Below are 23,882 nucleotides of genomic sequence, written 5' to 3'. Positions count from 1 at the left end.
TAATAGGGAGGCATCAACAATGAATAACGGGATTATACTAAATTCAGTTAGAAAAGCAAAAGTTTATTGGCTGGAACATTTTTCTGAAGAATCAACAATCAACTCATTTTCAAGAAAAAGCATTTCTAAGATAAATAGAGCAAGAGTAAGAAAATCTTTTTATTTACCAGATGACCTTTCAGAGGAAATGATGAAATTAACTGAAGGCAGTACACAAAAATTATTTGTTTTTATAAATGCTTTCATCATGATTGCTTTAAAAAAATATACCTCTGAGGATTTCATTACAATTGGTGTCCCAATTCAAACCGCTTCTACTGAAAAAATAATCCCTCTACAATTATCTATTTCTGAAGGAGATACTTTTGTAGATGTATTAAATAAGTTCAGTCAACAATATGTCAATGGGATCGTCAATCAAAATTTTTCTATCCGTCAATTAAGTCAAGAATTACAATTAGAAGCAGATGCTCCTGGTTTAGGGGTTTTTGATATAGCTGTTTCACTTTCAAATTTATATTCAGAGCAAAGCATACTGGAAACCAACCCTACACTGTTTATTGAGTTTACTTATGAAAGTTCGTCTGAAATTAAAGTTTGTTTTAATTATAACTCAGCTTACTTTATGGAAGATGAGATTCAAACTGTTTTTATAAATATCATGTCCTTAGCAAATCAGTTGATAAAAAATCTCGATATGCCCTTAGGTGGAATTTCTTTCTGGGATGAAGAAGAAACTGCTGTATTTTTAAACAAAAGAGAACAATTGAATTCTCCTATACTATTACAAACTGTCCTATCGCAATTTGAAGAACAGGTAAGTCGAACACCAAATCACGTTGCCATTAAAACAGGTGAATATCATTTAACATATGAAGCTCTACATGCGCAGGCTGAACAAATTCGAACGGGTCTACAAATGCAAGGAATTACACCAGGTATGCGTGTAGGGGTGCTGATGGGGCGTGCACCTGAAGTCGCTGTAGCGTTATTTGGTATTTGGAAAGCGGGTGCTGTTTATGTTCCACTAGATGGGACCTTACCAGCAGAACGTCTTCGATTCATTATTGAAGATGCAGACATAGCACTCATTTTAACGAAGGAAGAAAATCTTGAAATATCTTTACCTGTCCCAAGTATGACACTGGATGAATGTCGAAATACATCTTGGTCAGGTGGCTACTTAGAGGAAAACACGGTTGCCTTATCTGATCTTGCTTATATCATTTATACGTCAGGGACTACGGGCCAACCAAAAGGTGTAGTAGTATCCCATGAAGGGATAGCCAATTCAATTACATGGCGAAAACAAGAATATGCCTTTACGACAAAGGATTGTATTTTACAATTGTTTGCACCTGTATTTGATGGCTTCCTGACAAGTTTCTTAGCCCCAATCGTGGCTGGTGCAAAGGTTATTTTTGTTGATGACATGGTTGCGAAAGATGTCTTAGTCTTACAACGTTTAATTAAAGAAGAAGCTGTGACACATTTTATCGCGGTTCCAGCATTGTTTGATGCGATGTTAGAAGGAATCAGGGCAGAAGAATGGTCTAGCGTTCGAATAGTGACGCTTGCAGGGGATCGCGTAACAGAGAGAACGTTACAAGTAGTGAAAAATACATGTCCACATATAGAAATTATTAATGAATATGGGCCGACTGAAGGTAGTGTTGTAGTAACTTTTAAACGAGATATGACAGCTGAAACAGTAGGCAATATCGGACGAGCAATCCTCGGAACACAAGTTTATATTATGAATGAACATCTTCAAATTCTTCCAGCCGGTGTGCCTGGTGAAATTATTATTGGAGGAAGTGGATTAGCGCAACAATACTTGAATCGTCCGCAATTAACAGAAGAAAAGTTCGTCATTCATCCTAATGAAGCTATTGGACGTATTTATCGAACTGGGGATAAAGGGGTATGGCAAGAAAATGGTGAGATAAACTTTTTAGGACGAATGGACAACCAAGTTAAAATCCGTGGATATCGTGTAGAGCTGGGCGAAATTGAACGGGCATTTGAAAAAGTTAGGGATATAAGCGAAGTAGTTGTTCATGTACATGAGAATGATTTAGTCGCCTTTTACGAAGCTGATGCTCAAATAGAAAAACAAGTGATCATCACAACTTTATCTGAGAAGTTACCGCACTATATGATACCGACAGAGATTCATTTTTTAAAAGAAATCCCAAGGCTAAGCAGTGGGAAAATAGATCGGAAATCTTTACTTGCTCTCTATTCATCTTTATCGATATCAACAAAACAACTAATGGAAAATATGTCAAGAACGGAACAAATTGTGCGAGAATATTGGACTGATATTTTACATGTCCAGCCATCTAGTAATTCGGAGCATTTTTTTGAAAATGGTGGGCATTCGTTAAAAGGCTCAGTTTTACTTGCTAAGCTATCTAAGCGTTTTAATGTTGATTTAACTCTTAATGATTTATACCAAAATCCAACTATTAAAGAACTAGCGTATAAAATTGATCAATTAGAACCAGGTTGTCCTCAGGAAATTACACCTTATCCAATACAAGATCGCTATCCGATTAGTTTACTTCAAAAGCAATTATTCGTCATTTATCAAATGGACCCGACATCAATTGCTTATAATGTACCCATCTTAGTAGGGCTAAAAGGATCATTGGATGTTCAAAAAACAACGCGAATTATGCAACAATTAGTGAAACGACACGAAGTATTTCGAACATCGTTTCATTTAAATGAAGGTGAACTACACCAAGAAATTTGTCCTACTACATCACTTGACTTAACGGTTGAAGAAGGAACAGCCGAAACAATTCATCATATTATGGGATCATTTGTGCAACCATTTCAGTTAGAAACAGGTTCACTTTTGCGGATCAAATTAGTTGCCTGCAATGAACAAGAATGGTATCTATGTTTGGATTCTCACCATATTATAGTGGATGGTATTTCTATGCGTATTTTCTTACAAGAATTTATTGCTATTTATAATGGACAAGCCTTACCGGAGAAAATGATTGATTATAAGGATTATACGCTTTGGAGTTTAGAAGAGTCTCAACAAAATTTAATTAAAAACAACACTCTTTATTGGCAATCTAAATTCGGAAATGACGTACCACTTCTGAATTTTCCAACAGACTATGAACGTCCACGGATTCAAACATTTAATGGGGCTACTCTTTCTAGTCAATTGAGTAATGATGAAACAAACAAAGTGCATAAATTAGCAAAAAAATATCAAGTTTCAACCTCTCACGTGTTCTTGAGTTGCTATAATATCTTACTTCATAAATATACTAAACAACAAGATTTAGTAGTAGGTGTACCGATTTCTGGAAGAATGCGACCAGAAGTGGAACACACAATTGGGATGTTTGTACATACATTGCCTATTCAATCAAAACTACTAAGTCATCAGCCATTCAACACGTATTTACAAAATTTAAAAGATCAATTTTATGAAGATTATAAGCATCAAATGTTTGATTTTGAGGAATTGATAAACTCTGTACATGTAATTAAGGATTCCAGTCGAAACCCGTTATTTGATACTGTTCTAACGGTTCATCATAATGAACTAGAAGAATTAGTATTAAATGATTTTTCTTATACAATTGAAACATTTGAACAGCAAATGTCAAAATTTGATTTTTCATTGGATATTGAAGAAGTAAAGGGGAAAACAGAACTTATTTTACGTTACAACACTGATTTGTTTGCACAAGAAACAATGGAAACTTTCTTGAGTAGTTTCCGCTATTTAATTGAACAAATAGTTGCATCCCCTGAAGAACCTATTCACAAATATTCTCTTTTAAATGAAAAGCATATAACAAACTTAATGGTAGAAGTTAATAATACAGCACGTAGTTACCAAAATTACCGACCTATCTATCGTCTGATAGAAGAACAAGTAGTGAAAACACCACATTATACAGCAGTTGTTTGTGGAGAAGAAAAAATCACATATGAAGAATTCAATCAAAAAGCTAATGCTTTAGCATCGAGATTGCGTGAAAAAGGATATGGAAAAGGCGATTTTATTCCAGTAATTATGAATAGAAGTATTGAAATGCCTTTAGTCATGTTTGCAATTTCAAAAATTGGGGCCGCTTTCTGTCCGATGGACCCTAGTTGGCCAATCAAACGTATCGAAACTATTATTCGTGATCTGAATGCATCAATTCTCTTAACTAATGCGATAATACCAATTAATCAGTTGAATATTGAAACAATGTTTATTGAACACTTGCAGCTACCGTTAGTAAGTGAAAATTTAAAGGTTTCATTGAAAAACGATCATATTATGTGTGTCATCTATACTTCTGGGTCAACAGGTGTACCTAAGGGTGTAAAAGTGTTGAATCGGGGAATTTTAAATCGTTTTAATTGGATGAATGATGAATTTGGAGAATATGCTGCAAAATCCGTACTTAATACAACAAATTATGTGTATGACAGTGCATTGTGGCAGCTATTTTGGCCAATGATTAATGGAGGGAAAACGGTCATACCGCTACCAGAAGAAAGCTTAACGGCAGAATATGTAACGCAAATTATTGAACAAGAAAATATCACACTAACAGATTTTGTACCATCAGTTTTTGATGTAATCGTCCAGCAGTTAAAAGACGATTCCCAGTATCAAAAGGGTTTACGTAGTTTACAAACAATTATACTTGGCGGGGAAGCACTAACCCCTTCCACTGTATTAGATTTCTTAGCCATTTTCCCACACGTGAAACCATACAATTTATATGGACCAACCGAGGCAAGTATTGGATGTATTTATCATCAAATTACAGGTAAAGAAAAGGGCAGAATTCCAATAGGTCGTCCAATTGCTAATACGAAAATCTATCTACTAGATGAACAGCTGCACATAGTACCAAAAGGAGTTACAGGAGAGATTTATATTAGTGGAATTTGCTTAGCAGAAGGGTATTTACATGATGAAGAAAAAACAACTACTGCATTTATAGAGAATCCCTACGCTGAACAAGGGTATGAAAAATTATATAAAACTGGGGATTTAGCCAAAATCCTACCTAATGGAGAAATCGATTTTCTAGGTCGTGTTGATTCACAAGTGAAAATACGAGGGCTAAGAATTGAGTTGCAAGAAATTGAAAGGCAGCTTCTCCTACACTCTTTTATTAAAGAAGCAGTAGTACAGGCAGTGACAATGGTTCAACAAACACATTTATGTGCGTATATTACATCCAATGAAGAAGTTGATGTCCATGTCTTAAGAAAGAAACTAGAAGAAATTTTACCATACTATATGGTTCCGACCTATTTCATTCAAATAAATAGTATACCAATTGCAAATTCAGGCAAGGTGGACAAAAAAGCATTGCCACTTCCAACGATACAAAAGCATAAACGTTCACAGAATATAAGCCCATCAAATGAGCTAGAAGTAGCAATTTATGATATATGGAAAAAAGTTATTGTTACGGATGATTTTGGTGTGCATGATAATTTCTTTGAATTGGGTGGCGATTCAATTAAGGCATTACAGTTGATTTCACATTTAAAAAGTATCCATTTAAAGTGTACTTTACAACAGGTATTTTTAAATCCAACTATTGCCGAATTATCAAAGATAGTCAAACAAGAGAAAACAAAAGTTATAGCGCAAAAGCCAATTGTTGGTGAGGTGTCATTAACACCAATTCAAAGACGTTTCTTTACGGTACAAGATCCACACTTACATTTTAACCAAGCGATTTTATTAGAAAGTAAAGAAACAATAGACCTTACAATTTTACAACGCGTGTTAGATAAATTAATCACTCATCATGATGCGCTGCGTCTCCAATTCAAGTGGACATCTTCTGCAATACATCAAGAAAATTTACCGATAGGAGAAGGGTTTTATAGTATCGAGCAAGTAGACTTACAGGATGTAACAGCTCTGGCCACGCAATTGGAACAAGAAGCTAGCCGTATTCAACAAAGTATTTCCTTGACGACTGGACCGCTAATGAAAGTAGCGGTGATGAAAGCACGAGAAGGGGATTTTATCCTCTTTGCAATTCATCACTTAGTTGTCGACGGAGTGTCCTGGCGTATCTTAATGGAAGATTTTATTCATTTATACGATCAAGCAATGCAAGGTCAATCACTTACACTGCCAGAAAAAACGGTATCGTATCAAGAATGGGCTGAAGCTCTTCAAGCATATTCAACAAGTAAAAAATTATGGAAAGAAGCACGATATTGGGAAGAGCAAGAGTTAACGATTGTTCCAGCATTGCCAAAGGATAAAGATATACCATTAGGTACTTATGCGGAAATGGGAAGTGTCTCCATGCAGTTAGATTCAGAGTGGACAGCACGTCTTTTACGTGAAGCACCGAAGGCGTATCAAACGGAAATCAATGATTTACTACTCGCAGCGTTAGGACTTGCAATGAATAAATGGAGTGGAAATGATTCTATTCGTGTGGATTTAGAAGGACATGGTCGTGAAGAATTAGACCAGGCTTACGACTTATCGCGAACTGTTGGATGGTTCACATCAATTTATCCAATTTTGCTTGACTTCACAAAAGTGGGGGATCTTTCCTACTATATTCGCTCGGTCAAAGAAACATTGAGAAAAGTACCGAGTAAAGGACTAGGATATGGGCTCTTCAAGTATGGAATGGCCGAAAAGCCTCAATGGATGCGTTCAACCGATGCCGAAATTAGCTTTAACTATTTAGGGCAAATTGATATACCGCAAGCGGATGAGATAAGTGGACTCTCTCTTTCACAACAATCACTTGATGGCTATCGTTCTGAAAAAGCTGATAATCTATATACTCTTGACATCAATTCGCAAATATTACAGGGAAGATTAGTCTTCAAAGTCGATTATGCGTCTATGCAATATGAAGAATCAACAATGAATTCGTTTATCTCGTTGGTTAAATCTTCTTTACAAGAAGTTATTTCTCATTGTATTTCCGTCGATAGTGCAACTCTAACCCCTTCAGATGTAGGGGCTACAGCATTAACTTTAGAAGAATTTAAACTTATTGAAGAACAAGTGCATGGAGTAATCAAAAAAGTATATCCACTTTCTCCGATGCAAGAAGGTATGTTATTCCATCATGTAATGAATTCGAAGGCAAGAAGTTATTTTGAACAAAACCGCTTACGTATTCATGGAACGATTGATGAAGACATCTTTAGAAAAAGTTATCAATATTTACTAGATCGGTATGATATTTTTAAAACGGCATTTATTTATAATCGCTTACGTCAACCAATGCAAGTGGTATTAGATAAGAGGCAAGGTGAAGTTCATTATCGTGATATATCACATCTTTCGCCTTTTGCACAACAAGCTGAAATGGAGGAATTAGTTGCTGCTGATAAAACACGTGGATTTGATTTAGAAAATGAGGTATTACTACGTGTTTATATTATAAAATTGGGCGAAGATGCTTATGAAGTAATTTGGAGTGAACATCATATCCTCATGGATGGCTGGTGTTTAGCAATAGTCATGAAAGAGTTTATGACTATTTATAATGCTTTTGCTCAAGGGCAATCACCGATTCTCGAGGATGTTGTCCCATATGAAGTATTCATTCATTGGCTGTCTGAACAGGATCAGGAAGAGGCAAAGAGTTACTGGAAAGAGAAATTAAATGATTTTACAACACCATTAGTTGTTTCACATTCTACAGCAAATAGCAATCAGCCAGAATATATTCAAGAAACTGTCAAACTGATTCTGTCAAAATCCTTGACATGTAAGTTAGAAGCAATCGCAAAGCAATATGGCGTAACAGTTAATACAATTTTTCAATCAATATGGGGTATATTTTTACGCAAGTTAAATCAAACAGATGACATTTTATTTGGGACAGTAGTATCCGGAAGAACAGCTGATATTGCAAAAATCGAAACAATGGTAGGGCTATTTATTAATACTATTCCTCTACGCCTTACAATTAACAAGGAGCTTTCATTTAAAGATTTAGTTCAAAAAGTACAACACGAAATCTTGGAAGCAGAGGAGTATAGTTATTATCCACTAGCATCTATTCAATCCGAAACGTCTTTAGGGAATGCATTATTCAACCATATTGTCGTATTTGAAAACCATCCATTGCAAATGGAGATGCAACAGTTAAAAGATAATTCATCAATACCGTTTCAAATTCAAGAGGTTGAGGCCTTTGAGCAAACAAACTATGACTTTAATGTAGTTGTATTACCAAACGAAGCATTTGAAATAAATTTCGTATTTAATGCTAATGTGTACGCTAAAGAGGACATGGAGCAAATTCGAACATCGCTACACTTACTTATTGAATCAGTTACTACATGTCAAGATACGTTAGTACGCGATTTAAACATTGTATCAAATGAGCAATACGAGCAGATGTATTCATTATTAAACGATACAGAAGCTACATTCCCTATAGAAGAGACAATACTATCAGTGTTTGAAACACAGGTAAAACTACATCCTAGTGCAATAGCTATAGTTGAAGGTGAACAACAACTCACATATAGCGATTTAAATGCAAAAGCGAATCAAGTAGCAAGGTTTATGACGCAAGCACATGTGAAACCTCAAGAAATTGTTGGGATTTTATTAGATTCATCAATTGATATGGTAATTTCTATTCTTGCGACGTTAAAATGTGGAGCAATATATTTACCTATTGATCCAACATATCCAAAAGAGCGAATTACCTACATGATGGAAGATAGTCAACTGAAAGTCGTGCTAACAAAAGAAAGTTATAGCTCTTCTTGCGCGGCTAATGTAAATATACTGCTTGTGCATGATTTGGCTATCAATCAACAATCTAAAGAAAACTTTGGTTGTACACTAAACTCATCGGATGTTGCCTACATTATCTATACATCTGGTACAACTGGACAACCAAAGGGAGTAGAGGTAACACACCAAAATGTGGTGAGTTTACTCTTTAATTCATCTATGCAGTTTGATTTTTCAAATAAGGATGTTTGGACTGTTTTCCATTCCTTCTGTTTTGACTTTTCTGTATGGGAAATGTATGGAGCTCTATTATATGGCGGGAAATTAATTGTCATCCCTAAACAGATTGCACGAGATACAGAAGCTTTTCATCAGCTACTCATAAATGAAAAAGTGACGGTTTTAAATCAAACTCCAACAGCCTTTTTAAGTTTATCTCGAATAGAGATGGAACAAGCATCAGCAAAACTTTCACTTCGTTACATTATTTTTGGAGGAGAATCCTTAAAACCAATTATTCTTAAAAAATGGGCAATGCGTTATTCTAACACTAAATTCATTAATATGTATGGTATTACGGAAACAACGGTCCATGTTACCTACAAAGAAATTGGCTTAGAAGATATTGAGAAAAATGAAAGCAATATTGGTAAGCCAATTCCTACCCTCCGTGTTTATATTTTAGATCAAGATATGCAACCAGTACCTGTAGGGGTTCCAGGAGAGCTTTATGTAGCTGGAGAAGGTGTTACTAAAGGTTATTTAAATCGTCAAGAGCTAACAAATGATCGATTTATCTCTCGTTCGATGCCTATATCAACGAATAAATATCGAATCGAACGTCTCTACCGTTCAGGAGATATCGTAAAAGTGCTACCAAATGGTGAGTTGTCGTATATTGGACGTCGAGATGAACAAGTAAAAATTCGTGGTCATCGAATTGAAATAAATGAAATCATTTTAACACTGCTAAAACACCCAGAAGTAGAAGAAGCTGTTATAGCTGCAATACAACTTCAAAATAATCAGTTAAGCTTAGTAGCCTACTATGTTTCTTCATCTGGGGCAGATATTCAAGATTTACGTGATTATCTCAAACTACGTCTTCCATTCTATATGTTGCCTAATTACTTTATGCGACTTGACGCTTTACCTTTAACTTCAAATGGGAAAGTGGACAAGAACACTTTGCCAAATCCAATCGAGCATATGCAGCTATCTCATTCGTTGGAAAAACCAGTAGATGAGAAAGCATCCAAACTTGTAATGATTTGTGAAGAAGTCTTAGGTATTCCTTCTATTGGTTTAGAAGATAACTATTTTGCCTTAGGGGGCGACTCTATAAAGGCATTACAAATTTACTCTCGATTGCGTCAACATCACTTAATGCTTGAAATCAAAGATATTTTTGAAAATCCAGTTATAAAAGATATGTCACGAAAAATTAAAGAAGAAACATATGTAATATGTCGTGAGGTTGTTAAAGGTGAAGTGCCATTAACACCAATTCAAAGACGTTTCTTTACGGTACAAGATCCACACTTACATTTTAACCAAGCGATTTTATTAGAAAGTAAAGAAACAATAGACCTTACAATTTTACAACGCGTGTTAGATAAATTAATCACTCATCATGATGCGCTGCGTCTCCAATTCAAGTGGACATCTTCTGCAATACATCAAGAAAATTTACCGATAGGAGAAGGGTTTTATAGTATCGAGCAAGTAGACTTACAGGATGTAACAGCTCTGGCCACGCAATTGGAACAAGAAGCTAGCCGTATTCAACAAAGTATTTCCTTGACGACTGGACCGCTAATGAAAGTAGCGGTGATGAAAGCACGAGAAGGGGATTTTATCCTCTTTGCAATTCATCACTTAGTTGTCGACGGAGTGTCCTGGCGTATCTTAATGGAAGATTTTATTCATTTATACGATCAAGCAATGCAAGGTCAATCACTTACACTGCCAGAAAAAACGGTATCGTATCAAGAATGGGCTGAAGCTCTTCAAGCATATTCAACAAGTAAAAAATTATGGAAAGAAGCACGATATTGGGAAGAGCAAGAGTTAACGATTGTTCCAGCATTGCCAAAGGATAAAGATATACCATTAGGTACTTATGCGGAAATGGGAAGTGTCTCCATGCAGTTAGATTCAGAGTGGACAGCACGTCTTTTACGTGAAGCACCGAAGGCGTATCAAACGGAAATCAATGATTTACTACTCGCAGCGTTAGGGCTTGCAATGAATAAATGGAGTGGAAATGATTCTATTCGTGTGGATTTAGAAGGACATGGTCGTGAAGAATTAGACCAGGCTTACGACTTATCGCGAACTGTTGGATGGTTCACATCAATTTATCCAGTTGTGCTTGACTTCACAAAAGTGGGGGATCTTTCCTACTATATTCGCTCAGTCAAAGAAACATTGAGAAAAGTACCAAATAAAGGACTAGGATATGGGGTCTTCAAGTATGGAATGGCAGAAAAGCCTCAATGGATGCGTTCAGCAGATGCCGAAATTAGCTTTAATTACTTAGGGCAAACTGATTTGCCTTCAACCGAATCCAAATGGGAAATGTCAACATACCCTCTGGGAGAGGTAGGTAGTAAAAAGTTAGAAAGGCTCTACGCCATTGATATCAGTGGGAAAGTTATAAATTCTCATTTGACGATTACGATTGATTATAGTCAGCCACGATACAATGAAGAAACTATGACACAATTACTCACATATTATCAAGAAAGTTTACTGGAAATTCTCAATTGTTGTATTGACGAGTCCAGACCTAGAAGAACTCCTAGTGATATTGGAAACCTAGCGCTATCACTTGAAGCATTTGATGAATTAGAACAGAAAATTGAAGGATCAATTGTACAGATTTCGAACATGACCCCGATGCAACAAGGGATGCTGTATCATGCCAAATTGGATCCTTCATCACATGCTTATTTTGAACAGGCTTCGTTAAAGTTAGTGGGGCACGTTCAATTTGACAAACTTGAAGCTTGTTATCGTTTATTAATTAATAAATATGAAACTTTCCGTACACTATTTATCACAGAGCAGGTAGATCTACCTTGCCAAGTGATAGTACAGGAGGTAGAGGATACTATTCGTTTCATCGATTTACAACATTTGCAAGCAGATTTACAGCAAGAAGCGCTACACCAACTATTGTTGGATGATCGAAATGCCTTCTTTGATTTTAAAAAGGCACCGTTAACAAGAATGATGCTAGTTCAGTTAAATGAAAATCGCTATCAGTTAATTTGGAGCTTCCACCATATGGTACTAGATGGATGGAGCATGGGTATTGTCATGAAAGAGTTTTTCGAAATGTATGAAAAGGCGTTGCGAGAAGAAAGTTTACCATCAAGTATTTCATCTAATGTTCTTTATATAGATTGGATAAATGAACAGGACCCGAAGGAAGCCCAAGAATTCTGGCAAGAATATCTAGATGAGTTTGATACGCTTTCAATTTTACCATATGAAAAATCGGCACCATCTTCAGTAGTTAAGGGCAAAGAATGTGTCTTCACATTTGGAAAAGAGCGTACGAATCAATTAAAGGCATTAGCAGAAACAGCAGCTGTCACACTTAATAGCGTAATCCAAGCCGGATGGGGAGTGCTCCTACAGAAGTACAATGCTACACAAGATGTCGTATTTGGTTCTGTGGTTTCTGGGCGCCCACCTACGATTGAGCAAGTAGAGCAACTGGTTGGATTGTTTATTAATACCATTCCAGTACGTGTGAAGGGATCAGAAAAAATCACATTTAATGAACTGGTACAGCAAATACAAAAATCATTTTTACATGCAGAGCCATATTGCTACTATCCGCTTTATGAAATTCAAACACAACAAATGAACGGGAATCCCCTTATTCATCATGTTATCGCATTCGAAAATTACCCGGTTGATAAGGGAATCCAGGAAATTAGTGACCAGAAAGCATTAGGGTTTGAAGTGGAAGAAGTAAAAATGTTTGAACAAATAAATTATGCATTCGGTATTGTCGTCATACCATCAGTGGATGATATGACAATTAAGTTTACGTACAATGGGGGAGTATTTACAGATCAGGCTATTGCTAACATTCGGAAACATTTTATTTATATATTGGATCAAGTTATCCAGAAGGTAGATTTCCCGCTCAATAGTATTGAGTTACTTTCATTAAATGAACAAAGTCAACGAATAGATGGACAGAAAGAAAAGTCAATTGCGTCATTACAAACTGTCCTATCGCAATTTGAAGAACAGGTAAGCCAAACGCCAAATCACGTTGCCATTAAAACAGGTGAATATCTTTTAACATATGAAGCTCTACATGCAAAGGCTGAACAAATTCGAACGGGTCTACAAATGCAAGGAATTTCACCAGGTATGCGTGTAGGGGTGCTGATGGGGCGTGCACCTGAAGTCGCTGTAGCGTTATTTGGTATTTGGAAAGCGGGTGCTGTTTATGTTCCACTAGATGGGACCTTACCAGCAGAACGTCTTCGATTCATTATTGAAGATGCAGACATAGCACTCATTTTAACGAAGGAAGAAAATCTTGAAATATCTTTACCTGTCCCAAGTATGACACTGGATGAATGTCGAAATATATCTTGGTCAGGTGGCTACTTAGAGGAAAACACGGTTGCCTTATCTGATCCTGCTTATATCATTTATACGTCAGGGACTACGGGCCAACCAAAAGGTGTAGTAGTATCCCATGAAGGGATAGCCAATTCAATTACATGGCGAAAACAAGAATATGCCTTTACGACAAAGGATTGTATTTTACAATTGTTTGCACCTGTATTTGATGGCTTCCTGACAAGTTTCTTAGCCCCAATCGTGGCTGGTGCAAAGGTTATTTTTGTTGATGACATGGTTGCGAAAGATGTCTTAGTCTTACAACGTTTAATTAAAGAAGAAGCTGTGACACATTTTATCGCGGTTCCAGCATTGTTTGATGCGATGTTAGAAGGAATCAGGGCAGAAGAATGGTCTAGCGTTCGAATAGTGACGCTTGCAGGGGATCGCGTAACAGAGAGAACGTTACAAGTAGTGAAAAATACATGTCCACATATAGAAATTATTAATGAATATGGGCCGACTGAAGGTAGTGTTGTAGTAACTTTTAAACGAGATATGACAGCTGAAACAGTAGGCAATATCGGACGGGCAATCCTCGGAACACAAGTTTATATTATGAATGAACATCTTCAAATTCTTCCAGCCGGTGTGCCTGGTGAAATTATTATTGGAGGAAGTGGATTAGCGCAACAATACTTGAATCGTCCGCAATTAACAGAAGAAAAGTTCGTCATTCATCCTAATGAAGCTATTGGACGTATTTATCGAACAGGGGATAAAGGGGTATGGCAAGAAAATGGTGAGATAAACTTTTTAGGACGAATGGACAACCAAGTTAAAATCCGTGGATATCGTGTAGAGTTGGGCGAAATTGAACGGGCATTTGAAAAGATCAGTGGTGTAAATGAAGTTGCAGCACTTATATTAGATGAAAATAATAAAATGCTAGTTCTTTCTTATACCGGTGATGCCAAGCTTACAGAGGAGTATATGCGACATTTTGCTATGCAGCATTTACCAAACTATATGATACCAAGTGCTTTCTATCACTTAGAGACGCTTCCTTTAACAAAAACAGGGAAATTAGATCGTGAACCATTAAAACATGTGATAAATCAAATAGCCAACTCTATTGAGCAAAACGACCAGCATGCGATGAGTGAAACTGAAGAAAGACTCTCAATCATTTGGGCAGAAAAACTAAATCATCAATACTTTAATCAATATGATCATTTCTTTGAAATCGGTGGGAATTCTATCAAGCTGATGCAAGTGCAAACAGCTATTAAGCAAATATTTGACAAAGAAATTTCTGTAGCGGACTTATTTGCTCACCCAACCATTTCACAACTAGCTACTTTTATTGAGCAAGGAATCCCAGAAGTAATCGTAGAAAACATAGAAATAGAAATAGAAATGGAAGAACAACTTACTGATATCATTGAAGCTTTAGATCGTGGAGATTTAAGTTTCGAACATGCTCTAAAGAGTTTAGAAAAGTTGGAGGATGATTATGACAAATGAAACTAAGTATGTCCTTGAAAACACAAAACAGGGAAAAATCGATAAAGAAGTAGCGGTTCAATTACTCAAAATTTTGATGAATAAATCAGCAACCCAAATAGATGAGATCGCGATAATTGGCTTGAGTGCAAAAATGCCTCAAGCCGAGGATTACGATACATTTTGGGGGAATATTGCGTCTAAACAAGATTGTATTGTGCCATTTCCGAAGAACAGACGACAAGACGTAAAACATTATATGGAATTCATGGGGAAAGAAGTCCAAGGTGAATTTGCTCAGGCAGGTTACTTGGATCATATTGATGAATTTGATTATGATTTTTTTCAAATTTCCCCCAAAGAAGCAGAGTTAATGGATCCAAACCAACGTTTATTTTTACAGACAGCAATGAGCGCTATTGAAGATGCTGGTTATGGCGGAGAGAAACTGATAGGTCAAAATGTAGGAGTATATGTTGGTTATGACAATTCAACTGTCAATGCTTATCGTCAGATGATTTCAGATGTGCAACCATCTCTACTTGCTTTAGCAACAACAGGAAATATTTTACCTATAATAGCGAGTCGAATTTCGCACATTTTAGATTTGAAAGGACCAAGTATGTTAATTGATACAACTTGTTCTTCTTCATTATTAGCTGTCCATCAAGCAGTTAAGGCTATTCAAAATGGTGATTGTAACATGGCAATAGCGGGTAGCGTTAAAATCAACATGTTTCCTATTTTACCTAAAGAAAAATTAGGGGTGGAAGCAGGGAATCAACGAACGAAAGCTTTTGACAGTCGAGCAGATGGAACGGGTATTGGCGAGGGAGTTGGAGCTGTTTTATTAAAACCTTTAAAGCAAGCATTAAAAGATGGGGATACAATTTACGCCGTTATTAAAGGGAGCGCTGCAAATAATGATGGAAAATCAATGGGCATTACTGCACCTAATGTACTTGCTCAAGCAGAGGTCATTAGGAAAGCTTTAAAGGTTGCAAATGTTCCAGCAGAATCCATAGCATATATTGAAGCGCATGGAACAGGGACTAAGCTAGGGGATCCTATTGAAATTGAAGGGATTACACGGGCTTTTCGAAATCAAACAGCCAAAACTCAATTTTGTGCAATTAGTTCTTTGAAATCAAATATCGGGCATTTAGATCATGGGGCTGGTGTTGCTTCATTAATTAAGGCGGTACTTGCAATTAAAAATCAACAAATTCCCCCAACAGTTCATTTTGAAAGTCCGAATACGTATATTAATTTCATTGAGTCACCTGTATATGTTAATGATCTATTAAAATCTTGGCCAGAAAGTGAATATCCTAGGAGAGCAGGGGTCAGCTCATTTGGTTTAAGTGGAACAAATTGTCATTTGATTTTAGAAGAGGCGCCTAAAAAAAGCGCTTCTTCTAAACCATCTGTTTTAGGCCCATATATCTTAGTGCTTTCGACTAAAAATGAGGAGCTGCTATATACATTAGTAAAAAAATATTTAGATTTTTTAAAGAGAGAAAGCGATGTTTCATTAGAAAGTCTTTGTTATACAGCAAGTGTAGGGCGAGGACATTATCAATATCGTTTAGCCTTTATTTTCGAAGACGTAGCAGAATTAACACAGCAGTTACGCTCTTTATTACAGCAACCCCTTAAAACGAATGAAAAAACAGGTATTTTTTACGGGACTATAGAAAGGAAGTCATTAATCGTTCAACCTACATTCAATCCTAAATCTCATACGATGAATGAAGAACCGCAATTGCGAACTTTTATTTTGCGTTGTGAGCTAGTCAAAAAAATAGCTGTGAAATACATTCAAAATGAAGCAGTGGATTGGAGCGAGTTGTACAATGGACAAACAATCGAGAAATGTAATTTACCTACCTACCCATATGCAAAGCATCGATGTTGGATAAATGTCCCAGATAAAATTGTGCAAAGAACTGCAAAACAATCATTAGATTTGGCAGAAGATGAACTTGAATCCATCGTTATTGAGGGAAAAGATATAGCTAGTGAACTAAATAACAGAATTTTGGAAAAGATTGCTAATGTATGGGGGCATTATCTGGGCTTGAAGGTAGTTCATGTAGATGACAATTTGTTTGAGCTTGGTGGCGATTCGATCTTTGCGGCGAAAATTGTCAGCCATTTGAATACTTGTTATAAACTAAACTTAGCTATTTCAGATATTATGCAAGCACCTAAATTGAGTTTATTCGTAGAAAAGGTACAAGAGAAACTTTATTCACTTCAATCTTCATGGAATCTAGAAGAGCAAACGTTACCTCCATTGGTACCAGTGTTGAAAGAACATTATCCATTAACCTCTTCCCAAAACCGACTTTATTTATTTTCAAAACTTGATGAAGCGTCAGTGGTCTATAATATGCCAAGTGTATTTATGATTGAAGGGGAAATAGATTTAAAAATTCTAAACCAAGCTTTTAACAATGTTATTCAGCAGCAAATGAGCTTCAGAACATCGTTTCATCTTGTAGAGGGAGAGCCTTTTCAAGTGGCTCATCCAGACGTGGAGTTTGAACTTGAAGTTGTAACGGATGAAAAAATGGACATAAAGCGTTTTATTCAAGAGAGAATACGACCATTTTCTTTAGAGCAAGCGCCATTGGTACGGGCAAGTGTTCTTCTGTTAGAGTCGGATAAGTATGTATTTTTCTTTGATATGCATCACATTATTAGTGACGGTAAATCGACAGAAATTTTACTTCATCAATTACTGAAGGCATATGGGGGACAGGTTTTAGAGAAACTTCCAATTCAATTTAAGGACTATGCTGTTTGGACACAGAATTTCAAAGTGACAGAAATTTATCAAAAGCAATTGAAGTATTGGAAGGAGAAATTGAGTGGAGAACTCCCGATTTTAGACTTACCAACCGATAAAGTACGACCAAACATTCAACAGTTTCATGGAGCTAAAATCAGTTTCACAGTAGAAAAGGACCTATTAACGCAGCTAAAAACTTTAGCAAATCAAGTAGATGGTACGTTATTTATGGTGCTTTTAGCAGCTTATCAGGTGCTTTTAGCTAGATATTCAAGACAAGAAGATATCATTACTGGCATACCAGTATCGATTCGTAAACAACGGGAAGAAGATGAATTGGTAGGGATGTTTGTCAATACAATCCCATTAAGAAACAGTCCCAAAATGGAGCTTAAATTTATCGATTTTCTTTCTAATGTTAGGGCTACAAGTCTCGAAGCCTTCGCAAATCAAGATATTGCTTTTGAGGACATTCTCAATGAATTAAAACTTCCTGGAGATTTAAGCCGAAACCCTATGTTTAATGCTATGTTTATGATGCAAAATGTAGGGGTGAAGGAAATTCAACATAGTGGCATGGCATTTACACCAATCCATTTTGATAGTAATACCGCACGAACAGATATTACATTAAACGTGATGGAAAAAAACGATACCTTAGCAATCGATATAGAATACGCTAAGTCGTTATGGAATCAAGTGACCATAGAAAGAATGGCCAAAAATTTCCTTACGCTGTTGCACCATATTGCTTTAGAGCCTACAACGTGTATAGGTGAGCTATCCATTATTTCTAAAGAAGAAGAGCAATTGGTTTATAAAATTAATGAAACGTATCTTCCTATAACAGACGTTTCCATCATTGAAGAACAGGTAGATATTTTACGACAATCACCTGCAGTTATTTTTAATCAAGTTGCTTATAACTATAGTGATATACAAGAAAAAGCAGAACGTTTGGGACAATTCCTACTTGCAAAAGGTCTACAACCAAATGAATTTGTAGGTATTATGATGCCTCGTTCAGAAGCAGTACTTTATAGTATGTATGGCATTTTAAAGGCTGGTGCTGCATATTTACCAATTGATCCAACGTACCCATCCAAGCGAAAAGACTATATGTTACTTGATAGTCAAACACGCTTTGTTCTTTATGACGATGATGTTGAGTTACCAAGTATTCCTAATGGGATAGAATTCATTCATATTCGCGAGGTGGATAAATGGGGAGGACCTTCTATTCCTTGGCCATTGGTGATGCCACATCATTACGCATACATGATTTATACATCGGGTTCTACCGGTTTACCAAAAGGAGTCATTGTGAATCATCAAAACGTTCGCAATTTTATAGAAGGAATGGCGAACGAAATTGACTTCCAATCCGGCAAAGTATTAATGTCTTTAACAACTATTAGTTTTGACATTTTTGTTTTGGAAAGTCTATTAGCATTAACTAAAGGAATAACCATTATTCTTGCGACAGAAGATGAGCAAATGAATCCTAGAAAAATGGCAGAGTGTATATTGCAGACAAAAGCGACAATGCTGCAAATCACGCCATCGCGGTTGAAGTTATTATTGGATACTGAAGAAGGAAGACAAGCTTTACATCATATAACAGAATTATTAGTCGGGGGTGAAGAGTTTCCAACGACACTTCTTCAATCGTTACAAAAATATAAGCAATTAAAAATTTATAACATGTATGGTCCTACTGAAACAACGGTCTGGTCAACAATTAAAGAATTAACGAATGCCTCACATGTTACTATTGGTAAACCCATTGCTAATACACAGGTGTATGTAGTGGATGAACAAAATCAATTACTTCCGATGGGAGTTCCTGGTGAATTGCTTATCGGAGGACTTGGGGTAACAAACGGTTATCATCAACGACCAGATTTAACTATGAGTAAGTTTATTGAACAGCCTAAACTAGGTACCGGCAGACTCTATCGAACGGGGGATATGGTCCGTTTACTAGACAATAATGAGTTATTGTTTATAGGAAGAAAAGATCATCTAGTGAAGGTACGTGGATATCGAGTTGAACTTTCAGAAATCGAGAAACAACTAATTGCTTTACCAGAGGTAGCTGATGCTGCGGTTATCACAACAACAGATGAATATGAAGATACACAATTAGCAGCCTACATTATATTAAATGTTGATGTACCTTTTGAAGTGTTGAAGAAGCAATTAAGTGCCGTTTTGCCTTCGTATATGGTACCAGATTATTTTTATCAATTAGAAAAACTCCCATTGACCCCTAATGGAAAAGTTGACAGACAAAAATTACTTAATTATTCATGTAAGCTTGCAAAAAAGGAAGAGAATATTATTGAATCCCACTCGGAATTACAAATGCAACTATTGACTATTTGGCGAGATATTTTGCAACAAGAGACTATTTCTATATTTGATAATTTCTTCTTGTTAGGGGGGAACTCTATAAAAGCAATTCGTATGATTTCTAAAGTGGAAGAGCTTGATATTCAACTAGTGATTAATGATATTTTTAATCACCAAACGATTGCTGAATTAGAGGATTATATTAAAAAAACTGGAAAAAACAATACGAAATTGACAAATATTCAACTTGCCGAAGAAAAAATACAGAAAGAATTGAAACAGTCTGTAAGGATCTATCAATTCATGATTAAAGACAAGCTAAACAATGTGTATAGCGTAGAGCAGCTAAATGATCAGGTGAAAAAACATTTGCATGTATGTGTCAATCAGTGGATTCACAATGAGTTATTGCCAAATTATATTTTGGAGGAAAAATCTTTACGGGCTGTTTTCACAGATGAACACGAATTACAAAAACAACCTTTAGCGGTATCAGATGAAATTTTTAACCGTATGATTGGCCTACGCAACTTATCAAACGAGCAAATTACAGGAGAAATTTCAATTCTTGTTGCAGCTCATGAAAGATTTGAACAAACAATTCTTACACAAGATGTTGTCAAAGAATATAGACTGGCACCGATTGAGTATTACTTTTTAGGAAAAGAGCGTTATTCAGGAACGCTTTTAAAGTTTACAACGGGCTTAAAAATGGACACATTAAATCGAGCTATTCACTATGTTTTAAAGCAACAAACAGTTTTCCGAAATGTATTGCATGAACGAGAAGGTGAGTTGTTCTGGAAAGAGTATGAAGCACCTGAATCAGTTACAGTTCCGTACGTCGATATCTCAGAGTATACAAAAAAGACGGGTAAAAAAGTAATGGAGAAGATCGTCTCGGATTATTTCTTCAAGCCTTATGAAGAGTACGAGAAGCTTTATTATCGAATGGCTTTAGTTAAAGAAGATGAAAAGAACTATTATCTCTTCTTACCTGTTAATCACTCGATCTTTGATGCAATGAGTGGGGAGATAGTGAAACGGAATATTTTAGAGTACTACGAAAAAATTGAAAATGACGAGTGGATTGATATTGATGTAGAGAAGAACTATGCAGCGTTTGTTGAGCAAGTTCGGATGGGGCCAGTTCATATAACAGATGATGAAATTGTAGACATTCTTGCTTTAAATCAATACCTGGAGGGGACAAAGCAGCTTCATCAGAGCATTAAGAAATTTGATAAATCGAATGCAACATATTTAAAATTTGAAATTCGAACAGAAAATCAACATGAGGAGTTTAATGAGGATAATGCCTGGGCGACTGCTTTTGAATTATTGGAGAAATTTATTTACAATTATCTCCAAAATCCGTCATTACCTGTATCCATCTTTTATTATGGCCGAAATTATAGAGAGAAAAAATTCTTTAATACTGTTGGAGAGTTTATTGATTTAATCCCTGTTTATATGGACCCAACGAAGCTAGCAAATAAAGAAGCAACAGAATATATTCAAAGTAACATAGACCTTATTGAACGGTATAACTTAAATTTTTCTAATTTTGCAATGAATGAGAAAATAGCAAAGCGCTATCCTAAAGTAGCCACTTTTACGGAGAGAATGCAACAAACGACATCGATAATTTTCAATTTCCAAGGAAAAATGGAAGATCAAGAAATGGATGTTTTCGAGGAACTTTTGTATAAACGCTTGATGCATGAATTGAATATGGAAGAGTCCGTAAATATTTATTTTGCCACTCGCTATTCGAATGATGTCATTCAAATTGATTTGTCATTACCATTTGATGATTCAAAAGAGAATCTTTTTAACTTCTTTAAACAAGAATGTGCCATCATAAGTAATATTGAGGTGGAAAAATATGGGAAATAATACGGCTTTTGAAAATGGTTTTCCAAGATCGAATTTCTTGTTATTGTTCATAAGTCGTCTGATTAGCGACTTGGGTATGGCTGTATTTAAATTTTCGTTGAGCTTATATATTTTAGACGTAACAGGTTCAGCAGCCTATTTTTCATTAATTTTAACTTTTACCATTTTACCTGGGGCTATTATGAATGTCTTTGCTGGTGTAATTGTCGATAAATACGATAAAAAGAAAATCATTATTATTTCAGATATTTTATGTAGCCTTCTGGTGTTCGTGATTTTCTTTTTATTACAAGATACAAACAATGCTAATGTAATGTTATTTAGTGTTTATGTCATCTGCATAAGCATTATCCAAACCTTTTTAAATCTATCCATTAATTCTTCACTTTCGAATCTCTTAGAGGAAACGAATGTACCTAAAGCCAATTCAATGTTTCAATCAATGGGTGCCATTATTAATATTCTTGGCCCACTTATCAGCAGTGCTTTATATGTCATTTTAGGAATCAAATTCATTGTATTGATTAATGCTATTACGTATTTAATTGGTGCATTTGCTTCGATGCTCCTGCAATTTAAATATAACAATCAAAATGTAGATGATGTATCTTCTACAAAGTATATAGAAAATTTGAAGTTTGGTTTCTCTTATATAAAGAAGAAAAAAATCATTCAATTTTTCTTAATTAATTTGTTAATGCTTAATTTTGTCTATATGCCTCTGACGATGCTAGTTGTCCAATACATCACGTATAAAGTGTTAGAAGTAAGTGAATTCCAACTATCAATTATTCAAGCATTTTTAGGGATAGGGGTCATTTTAGGCGCAATTTATATTAGCGTGAATAACTCTATTGAAAAATCTATTCATCGATTTCCTTTATATTTAGGAGCTTTAACTATTGGAGTTGGTTTTTGGATGTTTCCATCACTCACTCATTTAGGAGTACTTTCAAAAAGCCAGTTGGTTATCGGTTATAGTGTGGCGTGTTTATTAGTAGCAAGTATCTATACGATTTCTATCATTCCAATTTATACGTACTTCCAAACAAGGGTTCCTGAAAATATACGAGGTCGCATATTTGGTGTTGCGACATCTGCGCTAAATATCTCAATTCCAATTGGTGTGTTAATTTATGGATTCTTGCTTGAACAAGTACACTGGTTATATGTGATGGTGATTTCTATGCTAATTTTATTAATTTTATGCTTCTATAGCTGGCGATATCTACTTATTCATAAAAATTCATTCATTTCTTCAACTACTGACTGGAAAGGGGCTGAGGAGCATTGAAACTATTTTTAATTCCTTTTGCTGGAGGTAGCGCAGTATCTTACTTAAAGTGGAAATTACATTTTAGTGATGAGATTACTATAATACCGCTTGAATTAAATGGACGGGGAATAAAAAGTGGGCAACCATTTTGTAAGAATTTCCAAGAAGTTGTAGAAACACTCTCAAATGAAATTAATCAGTACGTTAATAAGGATGAAAGGTATTTTATTTTTGGACATAGCATGGGTGCATTGCTTGCTTTAGAAATTTACTATGAACGTTTAAAGAAGAAAGAGGGGCTTCCAAATGCCCTTTTTCTTTCTGGATGTAAACCACCCTTTCTTTTTGAAAAGAGAAATGTAATATCAAATCTTCCAACCGAAGAGTTGAAAAATGAGTTACGAATAAAAGGAGGGACACCAGAGGAAGTACTAGCTTCAAATGTGTTGATGGATTACTTTTTACCTATGATTCGGGCGGATTTTAAATTACTTGAAGAATATCAATTTAATTTAGAGTATACAAAAGTACATTGTCCCCTTGTAATTTTAGGAGGAACAGAAGATAAGATCGAAAAAAGTGAACTTTTACAATGGCAATCTCTTGCACATGACCCTATCACTTTACACATGTTTAAGGGAAATCACTTTTTTATTCATTCCTATCCAAAGGAAATTACTAAGCTAATAGAAGAATATTTATTTTCTGTTATTCATTGA

4 protein-coding genes are annotated in these 23,882 nt (G+C 35.7%); all 4 read left to right on the top strand.

Annotation, left to right across the window (positions count from 1 at the left end; genetic code table 11):
• Positions 1-19: 19 nt before the first annotated feature.
• From AC3WSO_RS14255 to AC3WSO_RS14240, 4 genes are read left to right on the top strand one after another with little or no spacing between them, the layout of a single operon-like run.
• Positions 20-14,857, top strand: coding sequence for an amino acid adenylation domain-containing protein (locus AC3WSO_RS14255; protein WP_492531661.1), 14,838 nt, complete (start codon positions 20-22; stop codon positions 14,855-14,857).
• Entirely contained in the window at positions 14,847-21,887 is a 7,041-nt protein-coding gene (locus AC3WSO_RS14250; protein ID WP_492531659.1) for an amino acid adenylation domain-containing protein, read from the top strand. The genes AC3WSO_RS14255 and AC3WSO_RS14250 overlap by 11 nt, the downstream gene beginning before the upstream one ends.
• Complete coding sequence (locus tag AC3WSO_RS14245) at positions 21,877-23,181, top strand: MFS transporter (RefSeq protein WP_492531658.1); 1,305 nt, start codon at positions 21,877-21,879, stop codon at positions 23,179-23,181. Before AC3WSO_RS14250 ends, AC3WSO_RS14245 begins: the two co-directional genes overlap by 11 nt.
• Positions 23,178-23,882, top strand: a complete 705-nt coding sequence (locus tag AC3WSO_RS14240; RefSeq protein ID WP_492531656.1) for a thioesterase II family protein — start codon at positions 23,178-23,180, stop codon at positions 23,880-23,882. The genes AC3WSO_RS14245 and AC3WSO_RS14240 overlap by 4 nt, the downstream gene beginning before the upstream one ends.

The organism is Lysinibacillus sp. EB106-09-02-XG168 (genome assembly GCF_058791475.1).
This window is presented reverse-complemented; position numbering and strand designations above follow the sequence as displayed.

Coding starts and splice junctions, on each gene's coding strand:
- AC3WSO_RS14250 (WP_492531659.1), top strand. CDS start 14,847: ATGACAAATGAAACTAAGTATGTCCTTGAAAACACAAAACAGGGAAAA.
- AC3WSO_RS14255 (WP_492531661.1), top strand. CDS start 20: ATGAATAACGGGATTATACTAAATTCAGTTAGAAAAGCAAAAGTTTAT.
- AC3WSO_RS14245 (WP_492531658.1), top strand. CDS start 21,877: ATGGGAAATAATACGGCTTTTGAAAATGGTTTTCCAAGATCGAATTTC.